Consider the following 16287-nt stretch of genomic DNA (forward strand, 5'->3'; position numbering starts at 1 on the left):
GCTATATATCTACCTGCTTTTTCTGCTCTTTATAACATTACCAACCCTATAAAAATCAAAGAGATAGATCGTCACTCCCAGAAATAGGAGAAGCTTCTCTTGAATTCTGATATTGACAGCAGGACAAAAGAGCAAATACTGTATATAAAAACAGTCTAAGGGCAATATCATGGACGACATTCGCCACAAAATCGCAGGTAAGCCTGAACGATTTATGGACAATCTGCGATTTCATATTCGAAAACAAGGACTATCGTACCGAACAGAGCAAACTTACACCCATTGGATTAAACGCTTCATTCATTTCAATAAAAAGAAGCACCCTAACGATATGGGAGCTGTTGAGATTGAGACGTTTCTCTCTCACCTTGCAGTTCAGGGTCTTTGCTCCGCAAATACACAGCGAATAGCTCTGAACGCTTTGATATATCTGTACAAGAGGTTCTTAGGTAGGGATATTCAGGCTCTGGACTTTAAACTGGCAAAACAACAAAAGTACTTGCCCGTGGTTTATAGCCGTAGAGAAATATCAGCAATTTTGGATCACCTTGAAGGCACCTACAGATTACAGGTTGAGCTAATGTACGGTAGCGGCCTTCGTAGCGCCGAACTGCTTTCTTTGCGTATAAAGGATATAGACTTCGACAGCAATAATATTTTTGTTCGAGGTGGTAAGGGGGATAAGGATCGCACTACGATATTACCTAACGGGTTAATTGTGCAGCTACATAGGCAGGTGGAGTCTGTTTCCCTATTACACCAACAAGATCTTTTGGCTGGTTTTGGTTCGGTTTATTTACCTAACGCTTTGGAAAGAAAGTATCCAAGTGCAAGCCAACAACTCGCTTGGCAATACCTTTTCCCTTCCAGCACCATCGGCCAATGTCCTCGCTCCGGTGAAAACAGAAGGCACCATATGCACGCGTCAACTTTAGCGCGCCAGGTTCGTATAGCTGTCAAGCTAGCGGGAGTCAACAAACCGGCTCGTTGCCATGCATTTCGCCATAGCTTTGCGACTCACTTGCTCGAAGCGGGTTATGACCTGCGCACGATTCAGGAACTGCTAGGGCATTCGGATGTTAGTACTACGGAAATTTATACCCATGTCGTAAATCGGGGAAATAAAGGCGTTTTAAGCCCCTCAGATCGACTGCGCAACATTAATAAAATTGAGGAGGCTGGAGCTAACTATTTTGTTGGGAGCAAAGTAGGGGAAATACAGGGGCTTGGCTTATCGGCTGCATCTTAGTAGCGCGGAGACCGGATACCGGCTTTCGCCGGTACCGCAATAGAAATGGCCGATCGAATTATCCCGGTGTTACATCGCCGTTTTGCGCGCGGTGGCGCAGTGCGTGATCGATCAGAACCAGGGCCATCATGGCCTCGGCGATAGGCGTTGCTCGAATACCAACACAGGGGTCGTGGCGGCCTTTGGTAACGACTTCAATGGGATTGCCGGAGCGGTCAACGCTGCGGCCGGGAATACGCAGACTGGAAGTCGGCTTCAGGGCGATATGGGCAATGATATCCTGGCCACTGGAAATACCACCCAACACACCACCGGCATTATTCGACAGGAACCCCTCTTCCGGAGTGATTTCATCTCGGTGCTCAGTGCCCTTCTGCTCCACGCTGTCAAAGCCAGCTCCAATTTCCACGCCTTTTACCGCGTTAATACTCATTAAGCCGTGGGCCAGATCTGCATCCAGGCGATCAAAAATAGGTTCACCCAGTCCAGCAGGAACGCCGCTGGCATGTACTGAGATACGCGCACCGATAGAGTTCCCCTCTTTGATCAGCTCCTGCATATAGGTCTCCATTTCGGGGACCCGATCGGCATCCGGGCTAAAGAAGGGGTTTTGCTCTACCTGGTCCCAATCCAGTTTTTGTACTTTGATCGGGCCCAATTGTGAGAGATAACCGCGCACTTCAATGCCGTATTTTTGTTTTAGCCATTTTTTGGCGATGGCCCCGGCGGCAACCCGCATGGCAGTTTCACGGGCGGAGGATCGGCCACCCCCACGGTAGTCGCGGATGCCGTATTTTTGCCAATAGGTGAAATCGGCATGGGCTGGCCTTACCTGTTCAGCGATATTGCTGTAGTCCTTGGAGCGCTGGTCGGTATTTTCAATTAACAAACCAATGGGCGTGCCGGTGGTTTTTCCCTCGAAAACACCGGAAAGGATTTTTACCTGGTCGGGTTCGCGGCGCTGGGTGGTATAACGGGAGGTGCCGGGCTTGCGGCGGTCCAGCTCTCGCTGAATTTCTTCTTCACTAATCTCCAGACCCGGAGGGCATCCATCGACGATACAGCCGAGCGCGGGGCCGTGGCTTTCGCCAAAGGTGGTGACACAAAACAGCTTGCCAAAGGTATTGCCCGACATAGACGACTTTTCCAGCTAGTAGGTGGTAAAACAGGATGGCCCACAATAGGGGCGCGCATTATAAATGATCTGCCCGCCCCAGTGCGCAGACTGGGGCAAAAAGCACAAGTGTCCGCAGAACCGGGCTTGTACCCATAACCCAGCAACCGAGATTGCCGGGGAGGCAAAAGGAATTATTCCTTTTCGAAGTAGGGTTGATAGGCGAGCAGTTCTTCCCGGCTGATTGCAAAGACACCGTGGCCACCATCCTCAAACTCGGGCCACATAAACGGCACCTCCGGGAAGGCTTTTTCCAGGGCTTCCCAGCTATTACCCACTTCGCAGATCAACAGGCCGTCGGGCTGTAAGTGGTTGGCAGCCTCGCGCAGCAGGCGGCGGGTAAAATCGAGACCGTCATCGCCAGAGCCCAGGGCTATATCCGGCTCCGCGTGGTATTCCTCAGGCATTTCGGCCAGATCGCGGGCATCCACATAGGGCGGGTTGCACACGATCAACTCATAACTCATACCGTGCAGGCCGGAAAATAGGTCCGACTGCACTGCGCGCACGCGTTCGTTCAACTCGTGACGATTGATATTGATCTGTGCCACTTCGATCGCGTCCTCGGAAATATCGCTCACATCGACACGCGCTTCCGGGAAGGCCTCGGCGCAGGCGATACCGATACAGCCGCTACCACAACAGAGGTCCAGAATCGCCAGGGGCTCAACATTGAGCCAGGGCTGGAAGTTGTGGCGAATCATCTCGCCAATCGGTGAACGGGGTACCAGTACCCGCTCGTCCACATAAAATGTCATATCGCAGAAATGCGCTTCCTTGGTCAGGTAGGCCGCCGGTACCCGCTCGCTAAAGCGCCGCTCCAGGATAGTGAGTACGTCGCGGCGCTCCTCCATGGTCAAACGGGCCTGGAGTATCTCCGGCTTACTGTAAGGGGGGAGATGCAGGGCGTGGGTTACCAGTAAAACGGCCTCGTCCCAGGCGTTGTCGGTGCCATGGCCGTAGTAGAGGTCGGCCTCATTGAATCGGCTGGTCCCCCAGCGGATATAGTCCAAAACCGTGGTCAGTTCGTGGAGGCTTGTTTCACGCCTTTCTATCATCAATCTATCCTTAAGTGCTTTGTATCTTGTCGGGGCCCACTGTCACCTGCGGGTGCCCTCTGTTGTTGCTTCAGAGGGGCCAATCAATGCCCGGGGAGTGTAGTTTGCTCACACCAAATAAGCGACGAGTAAGGTTAAGTGGCCATTTTACAGCTGCTGCCTAAAGGCCCTAAGCCATTTTTCCGCCCAACTTCCTCTGCCCTGCTAACAAAACAGCCTTCGCCAGTGGTCGTCAAATAACAGCTAACAGGCTTCTGGGGCCGCGTGGATCTTTACTCTCGGGTTACAAACGCTTAGGGTAGCGCACCCGCCCTTCGGGCTGAGATGTTGGAAAGAGCAGCATGAACGAACATTACGCGCGAATTATTGAAGCAATCGGCGAAGATCCGCAACGCCCTGGGCTCAAAGACACCCCGGAGCGCGCCGCCAAAGCCATGGAATACCTGACACGCGGCTATAAACAGACCGTGGAAGATGTAGTCAACGACGCGCTCTTCCCGTCCGACTGCAGCGAAATGGTGCTGGTTAAGGATATCGAACTCTACTCCCTGTGTGAGCACCACCTGCTGCCGTTTATCGGCCGCGCCCACGTAGCCTATATTCCCAATGGCAAGGTCGTTGGCCTGTCCAAGGTAGCACGCATTGTGGATATGTTTGCGCGCCGCCTGCAGATCCAGGAGCAGCTGACCGTAGAGATCGCCGAGACCCTGCAAAACGTTACCGGTGCTGCCGGTGTCGGCGTGATCATCGAAGCCAAGCATATGTGCATGATGATGCGCGGTGTGGAAAAACAGAACTCTGTGATGAAGACTTCGGCTATGCTCGGTACTTTCCGCAGCAACCAGGCCACCCGCAACGAGTTCCTCTCCCTGCTGCGCCAGTAAACGCCACAGGTACCCAGCGGCCGCCAGGGCCGCTTTGACCGAGGAGTGACCGCTATGCCTCACCTGATCATAGAGTATGCGAAAAATCTGGAAGAGAAGATTTCTATCGCTGCACTGGTCAGCTCGGCTCAGGAGGCGATGCACCGTTCCGGTTTATTCGCCTCTCACAATATCAAGACTCGCGCCAAGTCCTACGATCAGTTTATCGCTGGGGACAATGGCAACAGCTTTATCCACGCAGAGATCCGCTTGCTTGAAGGGCGCTCTACGCGGGAAAGGGAAGCATTGAGCTCGGCGGTTTTTAACAGCCTGTGCCAATTTGCCGAGGGAGTTCCCGCAGTCTCGGTAGAGGTGCGGGAGATGGATGCCAGCTGCTATTCCAAGCGGGTTCCCTTCTAAGCGGTTTCACCGCGCAAGAAAGGCCCAAACCACTCTGCAATCGCCCGGGCACCACTCTCCTCCAGGTGCAAGTGGTGGCTTCCGGGAATCTCACGTGCCTCAATACCCGGAAACTCTTGCAGCACAGGGCGCAGGCGCTTGAGCATATCTGCGATACCATCTTCAGCGAGAACCAGCTGCACCGGCATCTTCAATCGGGATAAGTAAGCTTTAATCTGTGGCTCATTGAGCTTGGCCGTGGAAGCCGCCATCAGCCTGGGATCATTACTCCACATATAACCACCCTCCACTTCCCGGGTGCCCCGCTCGGTCAATATCTGCGCTGCCCACTCAGTTAGCGGGAACATGCCATTTTTGCGCGCTTCGACCGCCTCTTCGAAGGTACCGTAAACCCTCAGCTTGCGCGTGCCATAACGGGCTCTCTGGGCAATAGCCTTGGCCAGGTTCTCCGGAGCTTTTTCATCTTCGGTGGAGGGGGGCACCAGGCCATCGATCAGTGCCAAGCGCTTTACCCGATCGGGAAAAGCACCAGCGGTAATCACCCCGGCAATAGCACCTCGGGAGTGCGCCACAATGGAGAACTTGCGCCAGCCCAGCGCGTGCACCGCCCCCAAAATATCTTCCGCCTCTTCCCAGATGTTGTAGTTGGCATCGAGTGAGCGGTGATAGCTGCGTCCGTGGCCCGGCATATCTATCGCTACCAGATTAATTCCGCTCAGCAGGGGAGCCAGCCGACTGAAGGTGGCACAGTTATCCAACCAGCCGTGAAGAGCAATTACCGGCTCTCCCGCCGGGTCGCCCCACTGGCGTGCGGCAATCGACTTGTGATCAAACTCAAGGGTGATTTCACGGGGAGTGATTTGATTTGTCGCCAAAGTGATATCCACCGGATAGTGACTAAAAACAGGTGGTGAAATGGTGCGGCCCACCAACAACATCCGCAATGACAGTTGTGATCAGCGCAATAGGGATTTACTGGCAGACACGACCGGAAAAATTACTCTGCGTGCTGCAACCACTCCAGGTCAGCGCAACCATTAGCCCATACATCCGCACTGACACAGGCGAGGCTGGAAGTGCCCATCGGGTGTTCATTACCGCTGCCACAGAGGCCATTGAGCAGGCTGCCCACCAGAGGCTGGTGACTAACCAGGAGAAGCGGGAAGGTATCCTGGGTTTGCAAATGGTCGAGCAGTTGCTGTGGGTGGGTATTGCCGATCAACAGCGGTTCGGTAATAACGGGCAACCCCAGTTGAGCGGCAGCAATCTCAGCGGTTTCCTGAGTGCGTACAAATGGGCTGGCCCAAATAGCCTTTACCGCCGCCAGTTCCTCGGCGCGCTTTTTACAAACCTGTGCAACCTGCCTGCGCCCGCGCTCTGTCAGGGCTCTCTCTGCATCATTGGCGAGCATGGGCTCGGCTTTACCGTGACGCAAAATAAACAGCTGCATGGGGCTTCCTCAAGGGTAGGTTGTTACTTTGTTGATATCTGCGGGAATATTCGTAGGGAGGGCAGCAGATATTTATCCGGTGCCCACGGATAAGGCACCGGATAAATTAGCGATAGGAAAAGCAATTAGTTCTTGTCGACAGGTTTGTCGGCGTCGTCGGCACTTTCCTCAACCAGCTCGGGCTTTTCACTGCTCTCGGGCTCGGAGCTACCCAGGATAATGGCATCCTCGGCTTCGTCTTCAGCCTTGTCCTTTTCACGCTTTACTTCTGTAGAAACCACTTCTGCAGAAACATCTTCGGCGCCCTCGTAACCGGACAAATCCTCTACTTCAGATTCAGGCCACTCGGCAAACGGGAAAGGCTTTTCGTCGGAGTTGTAGATCAGGAACTGGATCGCCTGGTAAACATAGGAGGCGAGCTGATCGCCAAAGCGACGCAGATTATCGTTGGATTTCCCGCTGATAATCGAAAACAGGAATTGCAGTATCACTACCGCCATCAGTAACCACGCGGCAACCTGAAGGCACACTGCAAACAGCACCATATAGATAAGGCGCACCCACTGGTTGCCGGAAGTAAGATTGCGCTTTAGATCGTCATTTTTCATATGAGGCTTCCATTTAAGGCTTGGCCGAGTAGGCCACATCAAAAGTTTGCGCGCCCGACATCAAATTACGAATCACCTCAGGAATCGGCCGCTGTTCAAATAATATGGCGTGAATCGCGGAAACCAAGGGCATGTAGACACCCATTTCGTCGGCTTTCTGTTTAATCAGACGAACCGTATTCACACCTTCGGCCACCTGACCGATTTCTGCGACAGCCTGATCGAGCGGCTTGCCTTTACCGACCATATACCCCACCCGGTAATTTCGGCTGAGATCTGAGGAACAGGTCAAAATCAAGTCGCCAACACCAGCTAGACCGATAAACGTCATGGGATCGGCACCCATCGCTTCGGCAAAACGCATCATTTCTGCCAGGGAGCGGGTGATCAATAAACTGATGGTATTTTGCCCGCGCTCCAGTGCCGCAGCCATACCAGTGACGATCGCGTAGATATTTTTTAGCGCACCGGCAAGCTCTACCCCAAACACATCGTTACTGGAATAAACCCGGAAAGTTTCCGAGTGCAGTGCCGATTGAATCGCTTTGCAAAGCGCCTCGTCTTCACTGGCCACCACCGTTGCAGTGTAGTGCCCCGCAACAATTTCTTTTGCAAAATTTGGTCCGCTCAAGACCCCAACGCGCATGCCGGTGGTTTCCTCGCGCAGGATATCGCTCATTAAGTGGAAGTTGTCGTGCTCGATTCCCTTGGTGGTTGAGATCAGCATGGTACCCGGCGCCAACAGCGGGGCCACTTTTTTTACCACTTCGCGAAAGGATTTACTGGGTATCGCCACAAAGACGATATTGCAGCCATCGACCGCTTGCTCCAGGTCGCTGGTAAGTTGCAATTCCGGGTGCAGGGGCACGCCGGGCAGGTATCTATGGTTTTCTCGAGTGTCGCGACACTCAGCCGCCGTCTCCGCATTGCGCATCCACTGGCGGGTATCGTGGCCGTTGCCCGCCACAATGTTAGCAATCGCGGTTCCGAAACTGCCGCCGCCCAATACGGCAATAGCGAGGGGGTTGGAAGTTTCTTTTTGCATTGTCACACCGATAAAGCTTCTTATAAGACTTGCGGATTATAGAGGCATGACCCGCTGAGCCCAATGGGGTCAATTTGTTTTAAACTTCTGCCAATTGTGCGAAACGGCACAGTAAATAACAAAAACGGCCCTCTGCCGTGACCAACCGATAAAATACCGTTCGATCCGGCAAGGGCCGCTTCTGGGGCCAGCAAAGCCTAAAACAACTCCGCTGGCCATCGCTTAGCACCAATCAATAGCGCTGACTTAGCCGTGCATTTCCAGCAGCAGCGTGTTCAGGCGGCGCACATAATCCGCCGGATCTGCCAACTGGTTACCGGCAGCCAGATTAGCCTGGTCCATCAGGATATTGGTGAGATCCGCAAAGCGATCTTCATCCGCCTCCTGGTCCAGACGCTGTACCAGTGGGTGGGACGGATTGATTTCAAAGATCGGCTTGGCATCTGGCAGGGCCTGGCCGGCCTGTTCCAGGATGCGGCGCATTTGCGGGCCCATATCCTGTTCGCTCACCACCAGACACGCTGGGGAGTCCACCAGGCGAGTGGTGGCGCGTACGGATTCAACGCGACCTTCCAGAACTTCCTGTACCCGCTCAACCAGGGCACCGGACTCCTGCTCAACTTTTTCGCGCTCAGCCTTGTCCTCATCGCTCTCGGCTTCACCCAGGTCCAGCGCACCTTTGGCCACGTCCTGGAACTGATTGCCGTCGAACTCGTTCATATGACCCACGAACCACTCGTCCACCTGATCGGTGAGCAGCAGCACTTCGATACCCTTCTTGCGGAATACTTCCAGGTAGGGGCTGGACTTGGCCGTAGCGAAGTTGTCGGCACACACGTAGTAGATCGCCTTTTGGCCATCCTTCATGCGACCCACATAGTCTTCCAGGGATTGATCCTGCTTCTCGGTATCGGTATGGGTGCTGGCGAAGCGTAGCAGCTTGGCAATTTTCTCTTTGTTGGAGAAATCTTCAGCCGGACCTTCTTTCAATACATTGCCGAACAGGTCCCAGAGCTTCTGGTACTCATCGCCATCTTTCTTCGCCAATTTATCCAGCATATCCAGAACACGCTTGGTCAGCGCGCTCTTGATCGCATCGGTATTGCGATCTTTTTGCAGGATTTCACGGGATACGTTCAGCGGCAGATCGTTGGAGTCCAGAACACCTTTCACGAAACGCAGGTACAGCGGCAGGAACTGCTCCGCATCGTCCATGATAAAAGTGCGCTGCACATACAGCTTGAGGCCGCGAGCCGCATCGCGCTGGTACAGATCAAACGGTGCGCGCGCAGGGATGTAAAGCAGGCTGGTGTAATCCTGCTTGCCCTCTACTCGGTTGTGGCTCCAGGTTAAGGGATCGTCGAAATCGTGGGAGATATGCTTGTAGAACTCCTTGTACTCCTCAGATTTCACTTCCGAGCGAGGACGAGTCCACAGGGCCTGGGCAGCGTTTACTGCTTCAAACTCAGGCGCTTTCTCTTCTTTCGGCTCTTCGCCCTCTTCCGCCGCCGGCATTTCCTCTTTCAACATTTCCACCGGAATGGCAATGTGATCAGAGTACTTTTTAATGATGGAACGCAGGCGCCAGTTATCGGCAAACTCTTTCGCTTCTTCTTTCAGGTGCAGAACCACCCGGGTACCGCGCTGGGGCCACTCTACAGTCTCTACGGAGTATTCCGCTTCACCGTGACACTCCCAGTGCACACCCTGGTCGGAATTCAAACCGGCGCGACGAGTGAATACGTCAACTTTGTCAGCGACGATAAAGGCGGAGTAAAAGCCCACACCGAACTGGCCGATCAGGTGCGCATCTTTTTTCTGGTCTCCGGTCAGCTGCTGCATAAATGCAGAGGTGCCGGAGCGAGCGATAGTACCGAGGTTTTCGATAACTTCATCACGGCTCATACCAATACCGTTATCGGTAATGGTGAGTGTGCCCTCTTCCTTGTCAAACTCGATGCGAATGCGCAGGTCTGCATCTTCACCCAGTAATTCGGGCTTGGACAGCGATTCAAAACGCAGCTTGTCGGCGGCATCAGAAGCGTTGGATACCAGCTCGCGCAGGAAAATCTCCTTATTGGAGTAGAGCGAGTGGATCATCAGGTGCAGTAGCTGCTTGGCTTCCGTCTGGAATCCATGGCTCTCTTTTTGGGCCTCAACGGTCATCTATTCGGTCTCCCCGTAAACGTCAATCGGAACAGGGAGCAAATATTGGGATCAGCCAGCAGGTTTCAAGGGGGGAGGGACAATCACTTACCAGTGGAGATCAGCGATCTCCACTGGTTTGAGCGGTAGCGAGATTGCCTTTGCCAGTAATATCGATCACGAAATTGGCTGTGAGATCTGAGATCACTCGGGACTCCGCATTCATCAGGATGGCAATACCCACTTTCAACTTTTCCGAATAGGCCACCGCCGCACGGAAGCCTGCAACCCAACCGCCGTGGTAAATAATACGGTCATCACCGATGGTGTAGAGGCGCCAGCCCAAGCCGTAGCCTGCATGAGACAGGTAATCTCTCCAGATACGATGGCGCATATGACGCTGGGTAGCGACTCGCTCAGTGGTCATATCGGCGATCACTTCCGGTGATAGCACCTTCGGGTAGTAGCCCATCTGCGCTTTCAGCCACTGGGCCATATCAGAGATACTGGCATTCACTCCCGCCGCCGGTGCAGCAAAGTAGTATTCCTTCTCCACCTTTACCGGGCGCCAGCCGCTGCCTGTTTGAATATGGGGTGCAGCACGGTTGTCGGAGGCCATAAAGCTCTCCCAGCCGACCGATGCGTTCTGCATTTTCAGCGGGACAAAAATTCGCTTTTTCAGCTGGCTGGCAAAGGAGACCCCAGTCGCCTCAAAAATCACATCCTCAATAAGGCTGAACAACACATTCTGGTAGCCGTAGCATTTTCCCGGCGTGCAGCGCGGATCGATATTGGCAAACTTGGGCAATATCTTGCTGAGAGGCTTGTTGTCCTCAAGGTAGTTGTCGTAGGCGTTGGGGGTCAGGCCCGAGGAATGGCTGAGCAGGTGCTCCACCTGAAGCTGGCGAGACAGTGAAGGCGTCTTAAAGCTCAGGTCCGGCACATAGTTGACCACCTTGTCATCCCATTTGAAGCGATCTTCATGCTCCAACATAGTGGCCATACTGGCAGCGAAGGTCTTGGATACCGAGGCCAGACGGAACACCGTGTCCTGATCCACCTTGCCGGATTTACCCCGGACCCTGACGCCATAGGTATCCATCGCGACCACCCGGTTGCCATCCACGATGACATAGGCGCCGCCGGGTATAGATTTACCCGCCATCATCTGTTTGAAGTATCGGCCAAACTGTTTGGCCCTGTCGTCTATATCAGCCGCTTGCGCAGGCAGGGACAGACTCCCCAGAATCACCAGGAAGAGAAAAAAACGTGCCATAGAGGCGCGCATGACGTAGACGATATTTGAAAGAATTGCAGGTCTCATAAGCAAATCGAGCCGCCAAAGCAATCCGGTAGTTGCAGATAAGACTAGCAGCCAGCGGGCAAAAACTCTATTTAGGCGCCACGCAGGACTGACTGCTGAATTCTAGTCTGCACTTTTCTCCGGCGCGGGGACGGCCATGCCAATCAGCGCAGGTCAGCGCAACAAGGCTTGTACAAACAAAAAAACCGCCTTGCGGCGGTTCTTCTTTTTGGGGTCCGGAGACCCCAGCGCAAAAAGCGTCTTACAGCTTCTCAGCGTTCTCGCTCAGGTAAGCCGCTACACCTTCCGGAGAAGCGTTCATACCTTTGTCGCCTTCCTGCCAGCCGGCGGGGCAAACTTCACCGTGCTCCTGGTGGAACGCCAGAGCGTCAACCATGCGCAGCATTTCGTCAACGTTACGGCCCAGCGGCAGATCGTTAACTACCTGGTGACGTACATTGCCTTCTTCGTCGATCAGGAAGGAACCGCGGAAAGCAACACCAGCGTCAGCTTCTACGTCGTACGCCTGGCAGATTTCGTGCTTAACGTCTGCAACCAGGGTGTACTTAACCGGGCCGATACCACCGTCGTTGACGGAGGTGTTACGCCATGCGTTGTGAGAGAACTGGGAATCGATGGATACACCGATTACCTCAACACCGCGCTTTTCAAACTCAGCGAAACGGTGGTCGAAAGCGATCAGCTCAGAAGGACATACGAAGGTGAAGTCCAGCGGGTAGAAGAAAACTACAGCCTTCTTACCTTTGATTGCTTCTTTCAGGTTAAAAGTATCGACGATCTCGCCGTTACCCAATACCGCTGCAGCGGTGAAATCCGGAGCCGGCTTGCCTACCAGAACTGCCATGAAAACCTCCTCAATCCAATGATGGGTTGTTGATGATACGTAGAGTGTTCAATTTATGAGCAACAGCTATAAATCGAATGGGAATTAATAGTGGGCCGCTATGATACACACCCACTTATTTCAGGCCCATAAATTTTTTAAATCAGGCTGATAGCAGAACGGCTATGCGTGAACTAACACCCAAAATAGGATGACCTACCCGCAAAAATGTACAAATAGCAAACAAAGAGGGTGAAATGCGATCATTCCGGAATCTTATTGACACTCATTCTCAATTGCAATAGGATTCCTACCTGACTACTATTGAGTAAGAGTTGAACAGAGCCACCGCCATGTATGTATGTATTTGTAAGGGCATAACTGACCGCCAGATTAAAGAGGCGATCTATGATGGCTCCACTTCGGTGAAGGCTTTGAGACGCCAGCTGGGCGTTTCTTCTCAATGTGGACGCTGTGCCGAGCAGACCAAGGAGATCATCGACGAGACCATGAGCGGTGGGATGGTGTCCTCTGCCAACAGCGGCCTCTTCTACTCCGCCAGCTGACCGCCCAAGATGGCCACCCTCCTCTAGTGGCCTCTTTACCACTTTCATCTCTCCGTAAAACCTTACGAGCCTGTATAAGACCCCCACTCAGATCGAACTTACTTACACCCATTGTCTTTGTCGCCGCTCTCAGCCTGAACATATATTGGCCAACCTTAGACAGCTATAAATCTCAACCTGAAAACACCCCCCGGCTTTACATACCCACCAAACTTTAGCCCTCCGAGTTACTTACCTCTCCGGTCTCTCAGCAATATCCTTTGGATCGGAAGAGCTGAACATTAAGAAAACCTGTTTTAGAGAGCTTCTAAATAATTCCGTGAGGTTTTTGGTTCTTACAGCGCAGAGCATGAATTGCCATGAAAGCCTGTAGGGTGGGTCTTGTTAGACAGGGTACTTGCAACGAAGCACCGAATATCTGCTGACTTCAGGAGCCCGAAAGTATCATGGATTTATTCAGACACCGCTTTGTTAATCCCTTTGTAATCCACGTGACATTCAACAGTGATCAACATCAATTCAGGACATGATTCCATCAACAAAAGATCCCCCAATCACTTTTATATCTCAGGTAGCCATTCAATGAGTCGGTCAGATGGCAAACCATCAAAAGATGGGGTCATTTAATTTATAAATAAAATTAATTATTCAAGCGCCATTCGAATACTGGAAAAGGTTTTGACTCAGCTTATGACTACAAGCGTTTCACCTGCATATATAAATAAGAAGCATTATTAATACCAAACGTGAAAACATTAGCCTCAACTAAAGTACGCAACCTATCAATAACAAGGGTTAATATTCGAAATAAATGACTTATTGCTGCATTGCTCACACAACCTAAATGATAATTATTTTCGTTGCCATTTTCGGCTAAATTTGCGTTAAAACCCTTGTTTTTCCTGCATTCCGCAAGAAAAATTATTTCTTGACTTGCCGCAAATCGCAACGCAAACTCAGCCCCGATTGCAGCTTAAACCCTAAAATAAAATTAGGTAAATCAGGCAGCCGCAGACTTTAGTGACTAATAAACTTTAGTAACTAAAAATATCAACTAATCTCTAGCGACTTACAAATAGGAACTCTCTGCGAACCTTATTGAGTTGGCAGGGCTTCAGGAGCACAGGCTATGAAAGGCGACCCCAAGGTAATTGAGCATTTAAATAAAGTACTGGGTAATGAACTGGTAGCTATTAACCAGTATTTCCTACACGCCCGCATGTACGATAACTGGGGTTTAAAAGAGCTGGGCAAACAGGAATATCATGAATCCATCGATGAAATGAAGCATGCCGATTGGCTGATCGAGCGCATTCTTTTCCTCGAAGGTATTCCAAACCTGCAGCACTTGGGCAAACTTCTGATCGGTGAAAATACCGAAGAGATGCTCAAATGCGACTTAAAAATTGAATCCAAGGCCATCCCCGACCTGCGTGAGGCCATCGCCTATTGCGAGTCCGTTCGGGATTACGGCAGCCGTGAATTGCTGGAGAAAATCCTCGAGTCTGAGGAAGAGCATGTAGATTGGCTGGAAACCCAGCTGGAGCTGATCGACAAAGTTGGCATTCAAAACTACCTGCAAACTCAAATGGAAACTGCAGCCGGCCACTCTGGCAAGTAGTTTAAGTCCTCTCACAGGCATAAAAAAACCGCAGTTTTCGCTGCGGTTTTTTTTGTTCCTACAATATGCCTGCCATCTATAGCGACAGACATATTGGAGCAAAAACGGAAATCAATCCTCGCCCTCGCTCTCCGCTGATGCCTCATCAATCAAGGTTTTCAGCTCACCGTTCTCGTGCATTTCCATAATGATGTCACAGCCACCGATCAGTTCGCCCTTAACCCACAGCTGGGGGAACGTCGGCCAGTTCGCGTACTTAGGCAGCTCAGCGCGGATGTCCGGGTTAGCCAGAATATCAACGTAGGCAAAGCGCTTACCGCAAGCCATCATCGCCTGGGAGGCCCGCATGGAAAAGCCGCACTGGGGGGCATTAGGGCTACCTTTCATATAAAGCAGAATGGTGTTATCAGCGATCTGCTGCTTGATGTTCTCCAGTGTATCCATAAGCGTGAAAAACCTCAGGTGGTCGAAGCAAAAAGTAAGTGTATAGGCACCATACCATCATCTGATATAGCGCGCCGGCATCCATTGTACCCCAGTGGGGCCGGCACACCATCCCCCTGATGAATGCAAGAACTGCAGACCTGAAACACTGCACACAATGTTGAAAATTCAGCCACCCAGGTAGCGCACAGTATATAAATGCTGTGTTAGTATTACCCCAATCAATATTAAGTGCAGATTAAAAGACTTAAACAGAATTTTCTGCGGAAAAGAGATAATCCAGACAGTCAATATCTAAGGAGATGCCTCAGTGGCCACCTCGACACTCATGCAAAACTATGGCGATCGAACCCTCACGCTAGTGCGGGGTGAAGGCAACTATGTGTGGGATGATCAGGGCCGACGATACCTGGATGCAATCTCTGGAATCGCCGTCTGCGGCCTTGGCCACTGCCACCCCAAAGTGACCCTAGCCCTACACGAGCAGATCCGAACCCTGTTACATGTATCCAATCTCTACAATATCCCGGCTCAGGAGAAACTGGCGGACAAGCTGGTACAGTTGTCTGGCATGGACAATGTCTTTTTCTCCAATTCCGGTGCTGAGGCCAATGAAGCAGCGATTAAATTAGCTCGCCGGCTAGGCAATAGCCGCAACATTGAAATCCCTCAAATCCTGGTAATGGAAGGCGCTTTCCACGGCCGTACCCTGGCCACCCTGACAGCAACCGGTAATGAAAAAATCCAAGAAGGCTTCGGTCCTCTGCCTGAGGGCTTCCTGCGTGTACCGTTTAATAACACCGCAACCATCGAAAAGCTCGCGGCTGAACGTAACGATATTGTCGCAATACTGGTAGAACCGATCCAGGGGGAGGGTGGTGTACGTATCCCCTCCCCCAACTACCTAAGTCAATTGCGAGAACTCTGCGATCAGCATGATTGGCTCCTGATGCTGGATGAAGTGCAGAGCGGGAACGGCCGCAGCGGCAAAATGTTTGCCTACCAGCATGAAGGAATAAAGCCCGATGTTGTGACAACCGCCAAAGGGCTCGGGAATGGCGTTCCCATCGGAGCCTGCCTGGCAAGGGGAGTTGCCGCACAGTTATTTTCTGCGGGCACCCACGGCTCCACTTTTGGCGGCAACCCTCTCGCCTGCAGCGCAGCCCTGACAGTTCTCGAAACACTGGAAAATGAATGGCTGGTAGAGCGTGCCGAGGTGTTAGGGCAACGCTTGCTTCATCAGCTGCAACAGCAGTTATCCGATTGCAACCAGGTTAAAGAGGTGCGCGGGCTGGGGCTGATGATCGGCATCGAATTACAGCAGCCCTGTGCCACACTGGTGGACAAAGCCCGCGAGCTCGGATTACTGATCAATGTTACAGCCGGCAATGTAGTTCGCCTGCTTCCCCCACTCACACTCAGCGACGACGAGTGCCATCAATTGGCAAACGATATCAGCTCACTGATTCACCAGTTTGCACTGCAAGCAGTCTGATG

The 16287-nt window shown here is 52.2% G+C and carries 17 protein-coding genes; 6 read left to right on the top strand and 11 right to left on the bottom strand.

The window, feature by feature from the left end; genetic code table 11:
* Positions 1 to 169 precede the first annotated feature (169 nt).
* Positions 170 to 1249, top strand: a complete 1080-nt coding sequence (locus ACJJIW_RS00235) for an integron integrase (RefSeq protein WP_444936430.1) — start codon at positions 170 to 172, stop codon at positions 1247 to 1249.
* Between the two features lie 58 nt (positions 1250 to 1307).
* Here the strand turns inward: ACJJIW_RS00235 and aroC are convergent, their stop codons facing one another.
* Together aroC and prmB are read right to left on the bottom strand one after the other, a co-directional pair.
* Positions 1308 to 2384 carry a chorismate synthase gene (aroC, locus tag ACJJIW_RS00240; RefSeq protein ID WP_444907557.1) on the bottom strand — a complete coding sequence of 359 codons (1077 nt, stop codon included), beginning with the start codon at positions 2382 to 2384 and terminating at the stop codon, positions 1308 to 1310.
* Between the two features lie 173 nt (positions 2385 to 2557).
* Positions 2558 to 3481 (bottom strand): 50S ribosomal protein L3 N(5)-glutamine methyltransferase, encoded by a 924-nt coding sequence (prmB, locus tag ACJJIW_RS00245; RefSeq protein WP_444936431.1) that lies wholly within the window; start codon positions 3479 to 3481, stop codon positions 2558 to 2560.
* A gap of 341 nt (positions 3482 to 3822) precedes the next feature.
* Between prmB and folE the strand changes: the two genes are divergently transcribed.
* Together folE and ACJJIW_RS00255 are read left to right on the top strand one after the other, a co-directional pair.
* The gene (gene folE, locus ACJJIW_RS00250; RefSeq protein ID WP_282933775.1) at positions 3823 to 4365 is read left to right on the top strand and encodes a GTP cyclohydrolase I FolE; all 543 of its coding nucleotides are present in this window, start codon (positions 3823 to 3825) and stop codon (positions 4363 to 4365) included.
* Between the two features lie 54 nt (positions 4366 to 4419).
* Positions 4420 to 4764, top strand: coding sequence for a 5-carboxymethyl-2-hydroxymuconate Delta-isomerase (locus ACJJIW_RS00255; RefSeq protein WP_444896455.1), 345 nt, complete (start codon positions 4420 to 4422; stop codon positions 4762 to 4764).
* Here the strand turns inward: ACJJIW_RS00255 and ACJJIW_RS00260 are convergent.
* The 7 genes from ACJJIW_RS00260 to ACJJIW_RS00290 all read right to left on the bottom strand — a co-directional run bounded on the left by ACJJIW_RS00260 (position 4761) and on the right by ACJJIW_RS00290 (position 12180).
* Positions 4761 to 5693, bottom strand: a complete 933-nt coding sequence (locus tag ACJJIW_RS00260; protein ID WP_444936432.1) for an alpha/beta fold hydrolase — start codon at positions 5691 to 5693, stop codon at positions 4761 to 4763. The two genes, ACJJIW_RS00255 and ACJJIW_RS00260, sit on opposite strands and share 4 nt — an antisense overlap.
* A gap of 68 nt (positions 5694 to 5761) precedes the next feature.
* Positions 5762 to 6214, bottom strand: a complete 453-nt coding sequence (gene sixA, locus ACJJIW_RS00265; protein WP_282933778.1) for a phosphohistidine phosphatase SixA — start codon at positions 6212 to 6214, stop codon at positions 5762 to 5764.
* A 125-nt stretch (positions 6215 to 6339) separates the two neighbouring features.
* Positions 6340 to 6822, bottom strand: coding sequence for a DUF4389 domain-containing protein (locus tag ACJJIW_RS00270; protein WP_282933779.1), 483 nt, complete (start codon positions 6820 to 6822; stop codon positions 6340 to 6342).
* A 13-nt stretch (positions 6823 to 6835) separates the two neighbouring features.
* Complete coding sequence (locus ACJJIW_RS00275; protein ID WP_444893085.1) at positions 6836 to 7867, bottom strand: NAD(P)H-dependent glycerol-3-phosphate dehydrogenase; 1032 nt, start codon at positions 7865 to 7867, stop codon at positions 6836 to 6838.
* A 246-nt stretch (positions 7868 to 8113) separates the two neighbouring features.
* Positions 8114 to 10033 (bottom strand): molecular chaperone HtpG, encoded by a 1920-nt coding sequence (gene htpG, locus ACJJIW_RS00280; protein ID WP_444936433.1) that lies wholly within the window; start codon positions 10031 to 10033, stop codon positions 8114 to 8116.
* 100 nt (positions 10034 to 10133) lie between these two features.
* Positions 10134 to 11336, bottom strand: coding sequence for a serine hydrolase domain-containing protein (locus tag ACJJIW_RS00285; protein ID WP_413662955.1), 1203 nt, complete (start codon positions 11334 to 11336; stop codon positions 10134 to 10136).
* A gap of 241 nt (positions 11337 to 11577) precedes the next feature.
* Entirely contained in the window at positions 11578 to 12180 is a 603-nt protein-coding gene (locus tag ACJJIW_RS00290; RefSeq protein ID WP_143730920.1) for a peroxiredoxin, read from the bottom strand.
* A gap of 314 nt (positions 12181 to 12494) precedes the next feature.
* Here ACJJIW_RS00290 and ACJJIW_RS00295 point away from each other — a divergent pair, with 314 nt between their 5' ends.
* Positions 12495 to 12725 carry a bacterioferritin-associated ferredoxin gene (locus tag ACJJIW_RS00295; protein ID WP_444893084.1) on the top strand — a complete coding sequence of 77 codons (231 nt, stop codon included), beginning with the start codon at positions 12495 to 12497 and terminating at the stop codon, positions 12723 to 12725.
* Positions 12726 to 13419: 694 nt separating this feature from the next.
* Here the strand turns inward: ACJJIW_RS00295 and ACJJIW_RS00300 are convergent.
* Positions 13420 to 13674 (bottom strand): hypothetical protein, encoded by a 255-nt coding sequence (locus ACJJIW_RS00300; RefSeq protein WP_282933783.1) that lies wholly within the window; start codon positions 13672 to 13674, stop codon positions 13420 to 13422.
* A gap of 180 nt (positions 13675 to 13854) precedes the next feature.
* Here ACJJIW_RS00300 and bfr point away from each other — a divergent pair, with 180 nt between their 5' ends.
* Complete coding sequence (gene bfr / locus ACJJIW_RS00305; RefSeq protein WP_020412720.1) at positions 13855 to 14346, top strand: bacterioferritin; 492 nt, start codon at positions 13855 to 13857, stop codon at positions 14344 to 14346.
* A 111-nt stretch (positions 14347 to 14457) separates the two neighbouring features.
* Here bfr and grxD read toward each other — a convergent pair whose 3' ends face one another.
* Positions 14458 to 14790: a Grx4 family monothiol glutaredoxin gene (gene grxD / locus ACJJIW_RS00310; RefSeq protein ID WP_282933784.1), complete on the bottom strand. Its 333-nt coding sequence runs from the start codon at positions 14788 to 14790 to the stop codon at positions 14458 to 14460.
* 310 nt (positions 14791 to 15100) lie between these two features.
* Between grxD and ACJJIW_RS00315 the strand changes: the two genes are divergently transcribed.
* Complete coding sequence (locus ACJJIW_RS00315; protein ID WP_444936434.1) at positions 15101 to 16285, top strand: aspartate aminotransferase family protein; 1185 nt, start codon at positions 15101 to 15103, stop codon at positions 16283 to 16285.
* Positions 16286 to 16287 lie beyond the last annotated feature (2 nt).

It is taken from the genome of Microbulbifer maximicatervae (SeqCode) (genome assembly GCF_052467815.1).

Bases quoted from the DNA above. Each gene is read 5' to 3' on its own strand.
- prmB (WP_444936431.1), bottom strand. From the start codon at position 3,481: ATGATAGAAAGGCGTGAAACAAGCCTCCACGAACTGACCACGGTTTTG.
- bfr (WP_020412720.1), top strand. From the start codon at position 13,855: ATGAAAGGCGACCCCAAGGTAATTGAGCATTTAAATAAAGTACTGGGT.
- folE (WP_282933775.1), top strand. From the start codon at position 3,823: ATGAACGAACATTACGCGCGAATTATTGAAGCAATCGGCGAAGATCCG.
- ACJJIW_RS00275 (WP_444893085.1), bottom strand. From the start codon at position 7,867: ATGCAAAAAGAAACTTCCAACCCCCTCGCTATTGCCGTATTGGGCGGC.
- ACJJIW_RS00290 (WP_143730920.1), bottom strand. From the start codon at position 12,180: ATGGCAGTTCTGGTAGGCAAGCCGGCTCCGGATTTCACCGCTGCAGCG.
- ACJJIW_RS00285 (WP_413662955.1), bottom strand. From the start codon at position 11,336: ATGAGACCTGCAATTCTTTCAAATATCGTCTACGTCATGCGCGCCTCT.
- aroC (WP_444907557.1), bottom strand. From the start codon at position 2,384: ATGTCGGGCAATACCTTTGGCAAGCTGTTTTGTGTCACCACCTTTGGC.
- htpG (WP_444936433.1), bottom strand. From the start codon at position 10,033: ATGACCGTTGAGGCCCAAAAAGAGAGCCATGGATTCCAGACGGAAGCC.
- grxD (WP_282933784.1), bottom strand. From the start codon at position 14,790: ATGGATACACTGGAGAACATCAAGCAGCAGATCGCTGATAACACCATT.
- ACJJIW_RS00255 (WP_444896455.1), top strand. From the start codon at position 4,420: ATGCCTCACCTGATCATAGAGTATGCGAAAAATCTGGAAGAGAAGATT.
- ACJJIW_RS00235 (WP_444936430.1), top strand. From the start codon at position 170: ATGGACGACATTCGCCACAAAATCGCAGGTAAGCCTGAACGATTTATG.
- ACJJIW_RS00270 (WP_282933779.1), bottom strand. From the start codon at position 6,822: ATGAAAAATGACGATCTAAAGCGCAATCTTACTTCCGGCAACCAGTGG.
- sixA (WP_282933778.1), bottom strand. From the start codon at position 6,214: ATGCAGCTGTTTATTTTGCGTCACGGTAAAGCCGAGCCCATGCTCGCC.